Below are 15,603 nucleotides of genomic sequence, written 5' to 3' on the forward strand. Positions count from 1 at the left end.
TGTATTAGGCACGCCGCCAGCGTTCGTCCTGAGCCAGGATCAAACTCTCCAATAAAAGTTTGACTGACTACGCATAGTCGCCTATGCGATTTTTTAAAACAAAATCTAGAATTAACAGGTACGTTTGTCTTGTTTAGTTTTCAAAGATCATTATTCGTTCGCTTCAGAAGCGACTTTATTAATGTAACATTTCAAAAGATCTTAGTCAATACTTTTTTCAATGTTTTTTTGCCGCCTCAACTTAAGCAATCAACTTTGTTTTTCAGCGACGCATATTAATATACCATCGCATTTAAAAAGAGTCAACACCTTTTTTTACAGAATATCCTCTATGATATATATGCTGTCCCTTTGTTTCTATTCTTTTTACTTCTACGAAGCCTTTAGAGACAAGAAATTCAATCAACACACCCAAATCTGTTATGAATAATTTTAATTCCGGATGCTCCAAAAGCTCTCCAAAAAGCCATACCGGCTTTTCTTCCATGATCGTTAGAATATAGGAAGAGCCGACCTCCGCTTTACTGTGAATCAGAAAATCACTTGCTAAAAATAATAATTCAAGTCTTTTTTCGAGGCTTTCATTGCTTTCAATTAATTCTAGATAGAGCTTATACACTTGCGGCTCCATGTGGCGAACTTGATTCCAAACTGTTACCTCAGGATGAAACCCCTTATCAATGACTTCAATTCTTGCCAAATGGTGCAGCGCATGGACAATCGAATTATAGGCGTCCAAAAATTGTTTCGATTCAAAGAAAGCTTTTCCTTCTATATATCTTCTTATCAGTTTTCCATACTCCAACCCAATTTTCATTTTGCGGTCAGAAAAAGGAAATGTATAGAGCCAATCCACTAAATTCGCAACGTATTCGTTTCGGTCAAAAAGAACTTTGCCATTCATGATCCAATCAATAGTCCTTCTATTTGTGCCTAACAAAATCCATTCCTGAATTTGAGATTCTGACACTACATGTAATGAAGCTGTTTTCCCTTCAAATTCATAATGCTTAACAAATATCGGCGCTTCGGACTTTTTTGAAATGACCAGCAATGCCACATCAAAGTTGTCTGTAGCAGGTGAAGTCTGATTTTTTCTTTCAATTAAAATAACTGCTAACGTGTCCGAATGACTAGCTCTTTCTTGATAAATAGGACGGAGTATATTTTCCATAATCAATTCCTCCAATATATGTATGGTGTTCAGGGGCTCTTTGTGTATTTCTACAACTAAAAACAAACTCCTTTATTTTCGCAAATACTTCAGCAATTCCGCAAGACTTTTTTTGTAATCTTTTGTATTTTGGATATGTTATATTTAAATCAGGGGGATGAGAGATGGCAAAGTATACGAGTAAAATTAATAAAATTCGTACGTTTGCTTTAAGCTTAATATTCGTGGGTTTTATCATTATGTACGTGGGACTCTTTTTCATGAATAACATTTGGCTCGTCACCATTCTTATGATGCTCGGGCTGTTATCCATTTGTTTGAGCACGGCCGTTTACTTTTGGATCGGCATGCTTTCAACAAGGGCTGTCAAAGTTATATGCCCGTCCTGCAATAAGGAAACGAAAATTCTCGGCCGGGTGGATATGTGCATGCATTGCAGAGAGCCGCTCACATTGGATAAGAACCTGGAAGGAAAAGAGTTTGATGAAAATTATAACCGAAAAATGAAATAAGCAGCCTTGTTTTGGCTGCGCTTTCTTTTCGACAGCAAAAAAGCTGGCTCGCAGATAGTTAGCGACCAGCTTTTTAATGGGTTTCTTTTTTCTCGCACTCTTGACATACTCCGTATATCTCAAGACGGTGATGGGTTACTTTAAAGCCTGTCACGTGGGATGCGAGCTGCTCTACCTCATCAAGGCCGGGGTAATGAAAATCAACGATTTTACCGCAATTTTCACAGATCGCATGGTAATGATTCGATGTGACAAAGTCAAACCGGCTAGAAGAATCGCCATAAGTTAACTCCTTAACTAAACCCGTTTCACGAAATACCCTTAAATTATTGTAAACGGTTGCCACGCTCATATTTGGAAATTTGCCTTCTAAGGCTTTATATATATCATCAGCAGTAGGGTGAGACATTGAATTTATGAGAAATTCCAAAATCGCATGACGTTGAGGAGTAATACGAACTCCAGTATCCTTCAACGTATCCAAGGCTTCTTTCAAATGATGTTCAGCCATTCCGTCATGCACCTCTTTTCTAAAAGAAATTCTTACATTATAACGTTTATAATTAGTGTAACTCCTAGGAATAATTATTGTCAATTATTTTTATTGCGAACCTTATGGTAAAAAAGAAACTAACTGGAAAAGTTAGCTTCCTTCACACTTGAACGGTTTCTCTTAATTCCTGGAGCGCTTCAGCTACATGATCTTTTACCTTTACTTTTCGCCATTCCTTAATTAGCTTTCCTTCCTTATCAAGCAGGAATGTAGATCGCTCGATGCCCATGTATTCTTTGCCGAAGTTTTTTTTCAGCTTCCAAACCCCAAAGGCCTCGGCCAGCTTATGCTCATCATCAACAAGCAGTGTAAAAGGCAAATCGTGCTTTTCTATAAATTTTTGATGCTTTCCCTGATCATCTGGACTTACCCCGACGATAACTGCATCAAGCTCTGAAAAGCTCTCAACCCTGTCACGAAAATCACAAGCTTGAGTCGTACACCCAGGGGTCATATCTTTCGGATAAAAGTAAAGCACAACATATTTCCCTTTTAAATCTGAAATCTTTACGTTTTCTCCTTTTTCATTTACCAGCTCGATGTCAGGCACATTTTCACCTATTTGAATACTCATGTCATCTTTGCCTCCCTTTTATATTAGCGTACCCAAAATCGTCTGATCTGACAACTGTAGACACTTTTACTGAACAGCATGTTAAAATAGAGGCTAGATTTAAACAGGAGGTCCTATTCAATGAATCATACGCAATCCGAATTGCTTCACGAAGAAGCGCTTAAACACATCGTAGGAGGAGTAAACAGCCCGTCGAGATCCTTTAAAGCGGTCGGAGGCGGAGCACCTGTCACAATGGAAAAAGCGAATGGAGCTTATTTTTGGGACGCGGACGGCAATAAGTACATAGATTACCTTGCAGCTTACGGACCGATTATTACAGGACATGCACATCCTCATGTTACAGAAGCAATTCAAAAAGCAGCGGCAAACGGGGTTCTTTACGGAGCACCGACAAAGCATGAGATTAAGTTTGCAAAGATGCTGAAAGAAGCCATTCCTTCAATGGATAAAGTACGTTTTGTAAATTCCGGTACGGAGGCTGTTATGACCACCATCCGAGTAGCAAGAGCTTATACAGGACGAGACAAAATAATCAAATTTGCCGGGTGCTATCACGGGCACTCTGACCTTGTGCTCGTCGCTGCAGGTTCAGGTCCGGCAACATTAGGTTCTCCAGATTCGGCGGGTGTGACAAAAAATATCGCTAAGGAAGTCATTACCGTCCCTTTCAATGATATAGAAAGCTACAAAGCGGCGCTTGATAAATGGGGCGATGAAGTTGCTGCAGTGCTTGTCGAGCCGATTGTCGGGAATTTTGGAATCGTCGAGCCTAAAGAAGGCTTTCTGGAAGCAGTCAATGAACTCACTCATAAAGCCGGTGCACTCGTTATTTACGATGAGGTCATTACAGCCTTCAGGTTTATGTACGGCGGTGCTCAGGATTTATTGGGAGTCAAACCGGATTTAACTGCGCTTGGAAAAATTATCGGCGGCGGACTGCCAATCGGAGCTTATGGCGGCAGCAAGGAAATTATGGAGAAGGTTGCTCCTCTTGGCCCTGCCTATCAAGCAGGAACAATGGCTGGAAATCCGGCTTCTATTCTTTCCGGAATCGCGTGCTTGGAAGTATTAAAGGAAGAAGGCGTTTATGAAAATCTTGATCGTCTCGGCGCTAAGCTTGAAAGCGGAATATTAGAACATGCGCGTAATACTGGAACAGAAATCACGATAAACCGGCTAAAAGGTGCTTTAACTGTTTACTTTACAAACGAGAAGGTTGAAAATTACGAGCATGCAGAAAACACTGATGGTGAGAAATTCGGAAGGTTTTTCAAACTCATGATTGAGCAAGGCATTAACCTTGCGCCTTCGAAATACGAGGCTTGGTTCCTTACGATCGCACATACAGAAGAAGACATTGATCATACACTCGCTGCTGTGAAAAATGCCTTTAAGGAGCTTTAAGGGAAAAAATTTGGTTTCGTTGATCAAGCGGGGAGCCGATCCCCGCTATTTTTTTAATATCTTGTATATTTTCTCCTTGCACACTATATATTACATTATTGTTTAGTACCGCTTTGCTAAGGGAAAATTAAGATTTCAAAGAAATATCTTAGAGAAAGGACGGTAACGAGTTAATGAAGCTTGGTGCCCGTATTTTTAAAACAGGAATTGCTATTACGCTCGCACTCTGGATAGCACAATTAATCGGAATACCCAATCCACTGTTGGCGGGAATAGTGGCCATTTTTGCAATTCAGCCTACAATTTATCGTTCTTTTTTAACGATCATTGACCAGCTGCAAGGAAATGTAATCGGGGCAGTTCTGGCCACAACTTTTGGGTTGCTATTTGGGCCAAGTCCACTCGTTATTGGTTTCACAGCTCTTATCGTCATTACTTTGAATTTAAAATTGAAGATTGAGCACACCATTCCAATTACTCTTGTGACAGTTATTGCGATTTTGGAAAGTCCCGGAGATAATTTTTTGTATTATGCCGCTCTTAGAACGAGTGCTGTAGCAATTGGAGTTTTATCATCATTTGTTGTAAATTTTTTATTCTTCCCTCCGAAATACGAAACGAAGCTTATTCGAACAACAGTTGAAACAACAGAGGAGATTATTAAGTGGACGAGACATATAACAAACCATTCAACGATGCATTCTGTACTAAAGGAAGACATTGAAAAGCTGAAAGAACAAATGGTGGATCTGGAGCAGCTCTTTATGCGATACAAAGAAGAAAGAAGCTATTCCAAACGGGCAGCTTTTGTTAAGTCAAGGAAGCTGGTTTTGTTCAGACACTCCATTTCTACCTCGAATCGGGCATTGGATCTGTTACAAAAAGTACACCGGCTCGAGAATGAAATCCATGATTTGCCAGAGGAAATGAATAGAACGTTTGTTAAAGAGATTGAGGATCTCCTTCTCATTCACGAGCGGATTCTCCTCTCACTCACAGGAAAAATAAAATCTACGAAACCGAGAGAAATTATTGAAAGAAGCATCCTGCTGAAAAAAGATAATATCGTTACCTTTTTAAATCATCGCAAAAACCACGGTGATGACACAATAAATGAAAGCCTAATGCTAGTGATTGCAAGTGTTGTCGACTATCGTGAGCATCTCGAACATATGGAAATACTGCTTTCGAGTTATCAAAATTACCATACAAAGAACAGCGAGCTTAAAGTATGAGAAAAAGGAGCGGAAGGTTAACCTATCGCTCCTTTTCTTTATCGTGTATCCTTCATCTTCGGATCAAGTGTGTCTCTTAATCCGTCTCCCATCAAATTAAAACCTAATACCGTAAGCATAATGGCTATCCCCGGGAAAATGAGCGTCCAAGGGGCTTGAACAAGGAAAGATCTAGCGTCTGCAAGCATCTTTCCCCATTCAGGGGCAGGGGCTTTTGCGCCAAGTCCGAGAAAGCCAAGTGCAGCTGCTTCGATGATAGCTGTTCCGATGGCTAGCGTCGCTTGAACGATAATTGGCGACAGGCTGTTCGGAAATATATGAAGCAATAAAATACGGGAATGCTTCATACCCACTGATCTTGCTGCAAGTACATACTCTTCTTCTTTCACACTAAGCACTTTTGATCGAACGAGCCGGCCAAACGTAGGAATATTTATGATCGCGATGGCGAGCAGAGCATTTTCCAAAGAAGGCCTCAAGATTGCAACAACTGCGATCGCAAGCAAAATGCTTGGAAATGCAAGCATAATATCAAATATCCTCGAAATGATTATATCAATCCATTTGCCGAAATAGCCGGCAATGACGCCAAGCAAAGTACCTACTATCATTGAACCCAATACGGATAAGAATCCAACCCATAGCGAGATTCTTGCCCCATAAACGACTCGTGAAAAAATGTCTCTCCCAAAATCATCCGTTCCAAACCAATGCTCTCCAGAAGGCGGCTGCAAACGATTGGCCATTATCTGCTCATTAAGTCCATAAGGTGCAATAAAAGGAGCAAAAATCGCGAGCAGGACAAAAAATGCCACAAGAATCGTACCGGCTAAAGCTAATTTGTTAGAAAAAAATTGTTTCATATGCCCAATGATCAGACGTTCATCTTTTTCAATCGAAACAGGGATCTTCTGATTCTCAACAGTAGGCTGCATAATTACCCCCTAATATGTAATTCGTTTGTCAATCAAAGCATATAAAAGATCGACAATGAAGTTAATCAAGACAAAAATCGTCGCTATGACCAAAATACCGGATTGAATGACAGGGTAATCGCGGGCACCGATCGCCTCATAAATGTATCTGCCAATTCCCGGCCAGCCAAATATCGTCTCTGTCAATATCGCGCCTCCAAGTAATAACCCTGTTTGCAACCCAATGATGGTCAATATGGGTATAACTGCGTTTTTCAACCCATGCTTGTAAATCACTACGACCATTTTTACTCCCTTGGCTCGCGCTGTTCTCATATAGTCGGATTGAATAACTTCAATCATGCTTGCCCTTGTGATTCTGGCGATAATCGCAGTAGGTATCGTGGCCAACGCTGCACTTGGAAGCACTAAGTGCCTGAGTACTTCAACAAATTGATCAAATCTTCCTTGAACCAGTGTATCGATCAAATACAGGCCGGTAATCGATTGGACTGGATCCCTGACATTCTCTCTCCCGGTAATCGGAAACCAATCAAGCTGCAAGGAAAAGTACCATTGCATCATTAGTCCCAGCCAGAAAATCGGTATGGAAACGCCAATTAATGCGATAACCATTGATGTGTAATCAAAAAATGAATTTCGAAACCAGGCACTGATAATGCCGGCATTTACTCCTATAATAACGGCTAAAATCATTGCTGCAGCAGTTAACTCAATGGTAGCAAGCAAATAAGGCATCATTTCCTCTGATATGCTTGCTTTTGTTTTTATACTGGTGCCAAGATCACCTCTTAAAAGATCCATAATATAATTTCCGTATTGTACATACCATGGATTATTTAACCCTAACTGAATGCTCAGTTCTTCAATAGCTTCCTTAGTTGCCCTCTGGCCTAATATGACCTGGGCCGGATTTCCCGGAATCAGCCGGGTGATCGAAAATACAACAAGCGTCATTCCGAATAATACGGGCAGGAGCAGACCTATTCGTTTTAAACTGTATGAAAGCAAATCTATCACCGCGCTTTTTAAGTTTTAAGCATGAGAAAAACGAAAAAAGGGAGAAGCTTTCCTCCCTTCTCATGTATTTATTCTTTAAATTGTACTTTTGTCAATGGTTCGGATCCTGTTGGATGCGGCATATATCCTTCAACGTTGGACCTTGCCACCAGGATTGGCGTTGAATGAACAAGAGGCGCCCAAGGAGATTCATCATGGATAATTTCCTGGGCTTGCATATACAATTCATTACGTTTCTGTTGATCAGGGTCAGATTGTGCTTTAATTAAAATATCATGCAGTTTATCATTGCTGTAATAGGAATAGTTATTGCCGCCTATGCTGTCTTTATCTAAAAGAGTGTAAATGAAGTTGTCCGGATCTCCATTATCACCGGTCCAGCCAAGAAGATAGGCTTCGCCTTCCCCTTTAGTAAGCTTATCAAGATAAGTAGCCCATTCGTATGTGACAATCTCAGCTTTCACACCAATTTTCTCAAAATCAGCTTGTATTTTTTCAGCAATTTTCATTCCGTCAGGCATATAAGGTCTTGGTACAGGCATCGCCCACAAATCCATCTCAAAGCCGTCAGGATATCCTGCTTCTGCTAGCAATTGCTTTGCTTTTTCAGGATCGTAAGGGTATTCCTCAATATCGTTGTTGTACCCTTCCAAGGACGGAGGAAGCGGGTTTTTTGCCGGTTCAGCAAGGCCTCCATAGAAAGAATCGATGATTTCCTGTTTGTTCACCGCATAATTCAACGCCTGGCGTACAAGCTTGTTATTAAACGGTTCTTTGTTAACAGTAAATCCAAGATAACCTATGTTCATTGACGGACGTTCAAGCTTCTTAAGGTCCGGATTTGACTCGATGGTTTTTAGGTCTGAAGGATTGACGCCGTCCATAATGTCAATTTCTCCCCCTTGCAATGCATTTAAGCGGGCAGAGTTTTCAGGAATTGACCTGAAAATAATTTCATCTAACTTTGCGCCTTCTCCCCAGTAGTCTTCATTTTTTTCAATTGTAATCCTGTCATTTGGCTTCCAATCCACAAATTTAAACGGACCGGTGCCGACTGGTTGCTCGCGGAACTTATCACCGGATTTCTCGATTGCAGCAGGGCTGGCAATTCCAAACGGAGACATAGCCAGGTTTTTCAAGAAAGGAGCCTGAGGCCGTTTTAAAATAAATTGAATTTTGTAGTCATCGAGTACTTTAATTTCTTTAATGACGTGTCCTTCGTCTTTTTTATAGCCGCCGAACATCGTATAATAAGGAAACTTCTCTTCATCCCCGTTCATCCAGCGGTCAAAGTTAAACTTTACTGCTTCTGCGTTGAAATCTGTTCCATCATGGAATTTTATGCCTTCCTCCAAATCAAACGTATACGTTAATCCGTCATCTGACACTTCCCATTTTTTTGCTAGGCCAGGCTGGATCGTAGTGTCTTGTTCACCATATTCTAATAGTGTTTCAAAAATATTTTGAGTAACTTTAAATGCTTCGCCTTCAGTCGTTGTAATCGGGTCAAGAGAAGTTGAATCTCCGCCCCTTCCGTAAATTAATGTTTTCTTTTCATTATTCTGGCCGCTGCTCTCGTTACCGCCAGTGCCGCTTGAGCAGCCGAGCAAAGCAATGCTAAGTATGAATACGAGTATTACCGAGCTGATTGCAAGCTTTTTTCCCATTCGTTTTTCCCCTTTCCTATTTGTATAATGAACTGCTACTCTGCTATTTCCAGGACAGGTACAGCAGCCAATAACGTTTTTGTGTATGGATGCTCTGGAGATTCATAAAGCTCCTCGCAATCCTTTAATTCAACAATTTTCCCTTTATTCATGACCGCCACTCGATCGCTAATATATTTGACGACACTTAAATCATGAGAAATAAACAAATATGTAAGTGAGAATTTCTTTTGCAGGTCAGCGAGCAAATTCAAAATTTGCGCCTGAACAGACACATCCAGCGCCGAAACTGGTTCATCTAGTACAATCAGCTTCGGCCTAATAATTAGCGCTCTCGCAATCCCGATGCGCTGCCTCTGCCCGCCGCTGAACTGATGGGCATAGCGATTTCCAAAGCCAGAACCTAGGCCGACAACATCAAGCATCTCTGCCACCTGTTGTTTTCGATCTTCCTTTGTACCGATTTTGTGGACAATGAGCGGTTCTTCCAATATGTCCTTGATTCTCATCCGTGGATTTAAAGAAGCATAAGGATCCTGGAAGATCATTTGAAAATGCCTCCTCATCGTTCGGAGTTCATTCTGTTTCAGATCGAGCAGTTTTTTGTCTGAAAATACGATTTCACCCGCTGTCGCTTCGGTTAAACGCAAGATGGTTTTTCCAAGTGTCGACTTTCCTGAACCGGATTCTCCCACAATTCCGAGAGTCTCGCCTTCATAAACGGAAAATGATACATCATCCAGTGCTTTGATGTCTTGATTTGCCTTGCTGAAAATGGGTTTTTTCGCCGAATAATATTTTTTAAGATGTTGTACCTTCAGCAATTCTTTTTTCAAGCTGCTCGCCTCCTTCTTCAACAAGAAAACAGCGTGCCAATTGTCCTGTATCCGCTTTATATAGAGGTGGTTCCGCTTGGAAGCAGCGATCAAAGCTTAACGGGCACCTCGGCGCAAATGTGCAGCCTTTTTTTATCGATCCTGGCTTCGGGACGTTTCCTTCTATGGAATAGAGCTTTTTCTTCTTGCTCTCTAACGTCGGTATAGATTGAAAAAGCCCTTGCGTATATGGATGCTTCGGATGCTTAAAAATCGTTTTTACATCGCCTTCCTCTACAATCCGTCCTGCATACATAATCGCTACCCTTTGACACACATTCAGGACAACGCCCAGATCATGCGTGATGAGCATAATTGCTGTCCCGAGCTGTTCATTCATTTGCTTCAGCAATTTTAATATTTGCGCTTGAATCGTCACATCGAGTGCTGTTGTCGGCTCATCGGCAATCAGCATCTTAGGATCACACATTAGGGCCATAGCGATCATAATCCTTTGTCTCATTCCGCCGGATAATTCATGGGGGTATTGTTTTAATAGCTGCGCGGGTCTTGGCAAACCAACGATTTCCATCATTTCTACCGCTTTTTGCTGAGCAGCCTTTTTAGAGATCTTCTTATGTATGGTGACTGATTCTGTTAACTGATCTCCAATTGTAAAAAGGGGATTTAATGAAGTCATAGGTTCTTGAAATATCATTGAGAATTCATTGCCGCGGATTTTTCTCCATTGTTTCTCTTTTAAAGAAAGCAGGTTTTGTTTCCCAAAAAGAACTTGTCCCGTCACAGTCATCTGCTGATTTAACCCCATCATTGATAATGAGGTTACGCTCTTCCCGCATCCTGATTCTCCGACAATTCCCAGAATCTCACCTTTGTTTACACTAAACGATACATCTTTAACTACCTGAGTCAGCTTATTCTTTTTTCCAAATGCTGCAGATAGGCTTTTCACTTCAATGACTTTTTCCGCGGTCAAATTTACCACCTCTTTGTATGCCAATCTGACTATGTATTAGCTTTCGCCTCTCTTTCAATCAACCCTGTATTAAAATAATATACAAAAACAATGAAATCAGTGTAGAGTTCTGGAAGGTATTCTGACGACCAATTTCAAATTTTAAGAATTTTCGCTATTTTTTTCATATTCTATTATAAGCAATTTATCTTGTCAATAACTATATTTATATAACACCAAATAAAGTAAACTTCAATCAGTGGGGTTTCGACGCTTAGGATATGCTAGTGAAGGCGCCCGCACAGGACGCCTAAGTAATTAGCCTTCGTACATTCATCCCCCACTGATTGTTAGTTGAAGCCAACCCTAGCTTTTACGGGAAGTTATCCCTCACCTAGGAAGGATTACTTGTTTACACTCATAACCCTTTAGGTGATGGTCTTACTGCCCGTTAATGCGGGATAAAAAAAACCTGATTACTCAGGTTTTTAATTTAATGTTTGGATTGTAAATAAGTGCTGATACGCTCCCGGTTTTCTCATTAATTCTTCATGAGAACCGGATTCGACAATTTTCCCGTCTTCAATGACGACAATTTTGTCTGCATGAGTAATCGTTGATAATCTGTGGGCAACGATAAAAGTCGTGCGATCCATCGCCAGCTTTTCCATCGCTTCCTGAATATAATGCTCGCTTTCCAAGTCGAGTGCCGACGTTGCTTCATCCAAAACCAAGATCGTTGGATTTTTTAAAAATACTCTTGCAATGGAGATACGCTGCTTTTGTCCGCCTGAAAGCTTCACTCCCCGTTCGCCAACCTTCGTATCATAGCCTAAGGGGAATTTACTGATGAATTCATGGGCGTTTGCAGCTTTAGCAGCAGCAATGATTTCTTCCTCTGTAGCATCCGGCTTTCCGATTGTAATATTCGACCGAATAGAATCGCTAAATAAAAAGGTGTCCTGAAGTACCATTCCAACTTGGTTTCTTAAGCTTTTTGCCTCGTAATCTCTGACGTCAACCCCATCGACCGTAATGCTGCCTGATGTGACATCATAAAACCTCGGAATAAGACTGACCAATGTCGATTTTCCGCCGCCGCTCATTCCGACAAGCGCCACTGTCTCTCCTCTTTTTACGTGTAATGACAGACCGTCCAGCACAGGAGCTTCGTTTTTGTCATACTGAAACGAGACTTCCTTAAATTCGACCTCTCCAGAAATATGATCTGCCTTCAATGCATTAGGCTTGTCTGTCAAATCATAGGGCTCATCAATAAATTCAAATACTCGATCCATTGAAGCAATCGACTGTGTGAGAGTTGTAGATGAATTGATCAGCCTTCTAAGCGGATTGTACATTCGTTCAATATAACCGACAAAAGCGACCATTGTTCCTACTGACAGATTTCCATTTATGACAATGTATCCTGAAACGGCAATAACAATTAGAGGGGCCAAATCTGTAATCGTATTAACAACTGCAAACGTCTTTGCATTCCAGCTCGTATGATCCGTTGCCCGATCTAGAAAATTTCTGTTTTCCTCGTCGAACTGTTTCTGCTCATAATCTTCAATGGCAAAGCTTCTGATCACGGGCATTCCTTGAACTCTCTCATGCAGATGGCCCTGTACCTCTGCTAAAGCCTGGGACCGGTCTCTCGTCAATATTCGCAGCCTTCCGTAAAAATATTTAACTGACAACACGTAAAGCGGAAAAAGAATAATTGAAATCAAAGTGAGTTTCACATCAAGAGTGAGCATAATCACGATAGCAATGAGGATCGTCACCATATCCAGCCAGACGTTCATTAATCCGATAATGACGAAATTTTTCGTTTGCTCTACGTCGTTAATGACCCGGGAAATAATTTCTCCTGCCCGTGTATTGGCATAGTAGCGAAGACTCAGCTTTTGTATATGATCAAACAATAAATTTCTTAGATCATATAAAATTTTATTGCCGGTCCATTGAGCATAGTATTGCCGATAATATTCGACAGGCGGGCGCAAGATAAGAAAAACAGCGAACATAATCCCCATCACTGTCAGCAGTGATGCCGTTTTTCCAGAACTTGAACCGTCTCCTCCAATGATATCGTCCACTACATATTTCAGCAGCAACGGCATGGCAAGCGGGATTGAAAATTTAACAATGCCAATTAATATTGTGAAGGCAATCTGCCATTTGTATGGTTTCACAAATTCCAAATAACGCCGAATGACTCTCACATGGTAACCTCCTCTATCTGTATGGTATGTGAGTAACTAATTTTACACTGATAAAAACCTGTTGTTCTAAGGACAACAGGTTTCCCTGAGACTATTTTGCATAATGCAAATAACGTTCGTACCACATGTCGACAAATTCTGGTGCAAATGGGCCTTTTCTTTGATGGATCCAGTGCAGCAGAGTATTTAAATTGTTTTTCAAGATCGCATCAATTTCCTTTGGATAGTTCATTGCAGTTTTATGGTCACTGTATTCATCTTCATCTAAAATATGGTAAGTCATATCAGGATATACCTTTACATCTAAATCATAGTCGATATATTTTAAGGCATTTTCTTCATACACGAACGGTGAACTTATATTGCAATAATAATAAACACCATCTTCTCTAAGCATGCCTATTACATTGAACCACTGATGGGCATGGAAATAACAGATTGCCGGCTCCCTTGTTATCCAGGTTCTCCCGTTAGCTTCAGTCACAGTTGTTCTGTCATTTCCACCGATGACACAGTTTTCCGACCCTTTTAATATTGTTGTTTCACTCCATATTCTATGAATGCGTCCATTGTGTTTAAAGCTATGAATTTGTATGGTTTCTCCTTCCTTGGGAAAAGCCATTTTTTCCTCCCCTTCTTTCTCTATGAAACCAGTTGCTTCGATTCTTTTTTGGCACCTTCTTTTTCCTATTATAACTTTAGAAAATAAAAATTGAAAATAAAAGAGCTATTCCTTGTTTAGGAACAGCATATCTGTTTATTTCTTATAAAGAAGATGGTTCCTCCAACTTTTGAAAGGTCATGATCACTTGCTTAGTCTGTTTCTGAAATAATTCTTGAATTTCGTCAAGTTCCCTCTTTTTACAAGCAATTTCCTTCTGCAAAGCTTCCAATTCTTCCATTTCTCCTAATGCCGTTAATGTTTTTTCAAACTCCTGACACCTTTCAATATCACTTTGCAATGCTAACAGCTTATCCATAATCTTCATTTGCCTGCCCACTAATTCTTCAAAAACAGCCATGTATTACCTCCTCCTATACCGCTCCTATTTCTTTCCTATTATTCAGTTCGTTATACATGACACGATTCCTTTGACGCTTTATGTAGGACTTTTAGAAGTTTTGTCAGATGTTTTCTGGTCATATAAAAAAAGCACTTCAGCCGAATGACGAAGTGCTTTTTCTTAATTGCTCTTTATTTTTTGTTTTGTTCAGCTTTTTGGTTTTGTTGCTTTACTTGTTGAGCATTTGTTTCACTTGCAAATTCAGTACCAAACTGTCCTTGTCCTTGTGCAGCAGCTTGGTTTTGTTTTTTAACTTGTTGAGCGTTAGTTTTGCTTGGTTGTTGTTGTTTAGCCATCGTTATATCACCTCCACAAAGATTAATTTGCGCAGGAGACAATCAGGCTATACATGATTTCTAAAAAAATCAGACAAGCATCGATCTGCCGCCGTCAACAATAATTGTTTGCCCGCGAATCATTTCAGCCTGAGGGGAAATCAAAAATTCAACGGCATTAACCATATCTTCGATTTCAACCATTCGTCCTGCCGGCGTATTGTTGCGCGCATCCTCCAAAAGCTCTTCCCTGTTCGGAAAAGATTTCAGGGCATCTGTATCGATTGCACCGCCGGATACGGCATTGACGACGATATTTTTTTCAGATAGCTCTACTGCCAAGTATCTCGTTAAAGCTTCTAGAGCCGCCTTGGAGACGCCGACAGTCGTATAGTTTTTCAAATAACGGATCGATCCGAGTGAGCTGATGCTGACAATAGCACCGCCGCTCGTTTTTTCCATTAGCTTTGCCGCTTCTTGTCCGCAGAAAAGAAGCGCCTTGGCATTAATGTTCATCGTCCAGTCCCAGTGGCTTTCTTCAAGTTCCATCACGGGGCGCAAAACGCCTGAAGCGGCATTGTTGACAAAAACATCAAGCCTGCCGAATTCATTTTCAATCTCTTCGAACAAGGCTTTTATTTTTTCGGGCTGACCGACATTTGCTCTTACAACTAATGCTTTTACACCCAGCTTTTCAATTTCCTCAGCTGTTTCAAGTGCAGCTTTCTTACTTCTCGCGTAGTTGATAACGATATTATATCCTTTTGCAGCCAAACGCAATGCAACGGCTTTTCCAACTCCTCTGCTGCTGCCAGTTACAAGAGCACATTTTCTTTCTTCCATAAAAACACATCTCCTAAAAAGTATATTTACATTCGTGTCCGTTTAAAATAAGCCTGAAAAAATGTATTAATTCAGGGAGGCTATTCACCGTGTATGTAGGACGTGACTTCAGCGAGTTAACAATGGTATCTAAAAAGGATTGGAAGGACACGGAGCTCGCTTACTTTCATCATGCCTTCCAACAAATTATGCCTTATCTGAACCAAGAAGGGCAAATGATCTACAAGGAAGTTATAAATGAAATCGAGGAAAGAGGCGGGCTTCACAGAAATGAAGCAGATTATACCCACGGTACGTCGATAACATTTGATTAGGCAGGATG

General features: G+C 40.7%; 15 protein-coding genes and 2 pseudogenes. 4 read left to right on the forward strand and 13 right to left on the reverse strand.

Features of this window, described 5'->3' with window-relative positions; genetic code table 11:
- Window positions 1–292: 292 nt before the first annotated feature.
- Window positions 293–1,174 carry a nucleotidyltransferase-like protein gene (locus JOC74_RS20530; protein ID WP_053602146.1) on the reverse strand — a complete coding sequence of 294 codons (882 nt, stop codon included), beginning with the start codon at window positions 1,172–1,174 and terminating at the stop codon, window positions 293–295.
- 164 nt (window positions 1,175–1,338) lie between these two features.
- On the opposite strand from JOC74_RS20530, the gene JOC74_RS20535 reads away from it, so the two are divergent.
- Window positions 1,339–1,686 carry a YgzB family protein gene (locus JOC74_RS20535; protein WP_053602145.1) on the forward strand — a complete coding sequence of 116 codons (348 nt, stop codon included), beginning with the start codon at window positions 1,339–1,341 and terminating at the stop codon, window positions 1,684–1,686.
- A 73-nt stretch (window positions 1,687–1,759) separates the two neighbouring features.
- Here the strand turns inward: JOC74_RS20535 and perR are convergent, their stop codons facing one another.
- Both perR and bcp read right to left on the reverse strand, forming a co-directional pair.
- Window positions 1,760–2,197, reverse strand: a complete 438-nt coding sequence (perR, locus tag JOC74_RS20540; protein ID WP_053602144.1) for a peroxide-responsive transcriptional repressor PerR — start codon at window positions 2,195–2,197, stop codon at window positions 1,760–1,762.
- Window positions 2,198–2,339: 142 nt separating this feature from the next.
- On the reverse strand, window positions 2,340–2,813 hold the full coding sequence (bcp, locus tag JOC74_RS20545; RefSeq protein ID WP_053602143.1) for a thioredoxin-dependent thiol peroxidase: 474 nt from the start codon (window positions 2,811–2,813) through the stop codon (window positions 2,340–2,342).
- Between the two features lie 120 nt (window positions 2,814–2,933).
- On the opposite strand from bcp, the gene JOC74_RS20550 reads away from it, so the two are divergent.
- Window positions 2,934–4,220, forward strand: a complete 1,287-nt coding sequence (locus JOC74_RS20550; protein WP_053602142.1) for a glutamate-1-semialdehyde 2,1-aminomutase — start codon at window positions 2,934–2,936, stop codon at window positions 4,218–4,220.
- Between the two features lie 173 nt (window positions 4,221–4,393).
- Window positions 4,394–5,455 carry an FUSC family protein gene (locus JOC74_RS20555; protein ID WP_053602141.1) on the forward strand — a complete coding sequence of 354 codons (1,062 nt, stop codon included), beginning with the start codon at window positions 4,394–4,396 and terminating at the stop codon, window positions 5,453–5,455.
- 38 nt (window positions 5,456–5,493) lie between these two features.
- On the opposite strand, the gene JOC74_RS20560 is transcribed toward JOC74_RS20555, so the two are convergent.
- The 10 genes and pseudogenes from JOC74_RS20560 to fabL form a co-directional block, all read right to left on the reverse strand.
- Entirely contained in the window at window positions 5,494–6,390 is an 897-nt protein-coding gene (locus tag JOC74_RS20560; protein WP_053602140.1) for an ABC transporter permease, read from the reverse strand.
- A gap of 9 nt (window positions 6,391–6,399) precedes the next feature.
- Window positions 6,400–7,401 carry an ABC transporter permease gene (locus JOC74_RS20565; RefSeq protein ID WP_053602139.1) on the reverse strand — a complete coding sequence of 334 codons (1,002 nt, stop codon included), beginning with the start codon at window positions 7,399–7,401 and terminating at the stop codon, window positions 6,400–6,402.
- 77 nt (window positions 7,402–7,478) lie between these two features.
- Window positions 7,479–9,077 (reverse strand): ABC transporter substrate-binding protein, encoded by a 1,599-nt coding sequence (locus JOC74_RS20570; RefSeq protein ID WP_053602138.1) that lies wholly within the window; start codon window positions 9,075–9,077, stop codon window positions 7,479–7,481.
- 53 nt (window positions 9,078–9,130) lie between these two features.
- A pseudogene (locus tag JOC74_RS20575) lies at window positions 9,131–9,913 on the reverse strand (ABC transporter ATP-binding protein); the annotation flags it as partial.
- The gene (locus tag JOC74_RS20580) at window positions 9,879–10,889 is read right to left on the reverse strand and encodes an ABC transporter ATP-binding protein (RefSeq protein WP_053602136.1); all 1,011 of its coding nucleotides are present in this window, start codon (window positions 10,887–10,889) and stop codon (window positions 9,879–9,881) included. The pseudogene JOC74_RS20575 and the gene JOC74_RS20580, both read right to left, overlap by 35 nt.
- A 467-nt stretch (window positions 10,890–11,356) precedes the next feature.
- Window positions 11,357–13,099 carry an ABC transporter ATP-binding protein gene (locus JOC74_RS20585; protein WP_211086307.1) on the reverse strand — a complete coding sequence of 581 codons (1,743 nt, stop codon included), beginning with the start codon at window positions 13,097–13,099 and terminating at the stop codon, window positions 11,357–11,359.
- Window positions 13,100–13,190: 91 nt separating this feature from the next.
- Entirely contained in the window at window positions 13,191–13,721 is a 531-nt protein-coding gene (ntdP, locus tag JOC74_RS20590) for a nucleoside tri-diphosphate phosphatase (protein ID WP_053602134.1), read from the reverse strand.
- Between the two features lie 142 nt (window positions 13,722–13,863).
- On the reverse strand, window positions 13,864–14,121 hold the full coding sequence (locus JOC74_RS20595; protein ID WP_053602133.1) for a YgaB family protein: 258 nt from the start codon (window positions 14,119–14,121) through the stop codon (window positions 13,864–13,866).
- A 173-nt stretch (window positions 14,122–14,294) separates the two neighbouring features.
- A pseudogene (locus JOC74_RS20600) lies at window positions 14,295–14,438 on the reverse strand (gamma-type small acid-soluble spore protein); the annotation flags it as partial.
- Between the two features lie 90 nt (window positions 14,439–14,528).
- Window positions 14,529–15,281 carry an enoyl-[acyl-carrier-protein] reductase FabL gene (gene fabL / locus JOC74_RS20605; protein ID WP_053602131.1) on the reverse strand — a complete coding sequence of 251 codons (753 nt, stop codon included), beginning with the start codon at window positions 15,279–15,281 and terminating at the stop codon, window positions 14,529–14,531.
- Between the two features lie 89 nt (window positions 15,282–15,370).
- On the opposite strand from fabL, the gene yfhS reads away from it, so the two are divergent.
- Window positions 15,371–15,595, forward strand: coding sequence for a mother cell protein YfhS (gene yfhS, locus JOC74_RS20610; RefSeq protein ID WP_053602130.1), 225 nt, complete (start codon window positions 15,371–15,373; stop codon window positions 15,593–15,595).
- Window positions 15,596–15,603: the final 8 nt, after the last annotated feature.

This window comes from Bacillus capparidis (assembly GCF_017832095.1).
Classification (GTDB): domain Bacteria; phylum Bacillota; class Bacilli; order Bacillales; family Bacillaceae; genus Bacillus; species Bacillus gobiensis.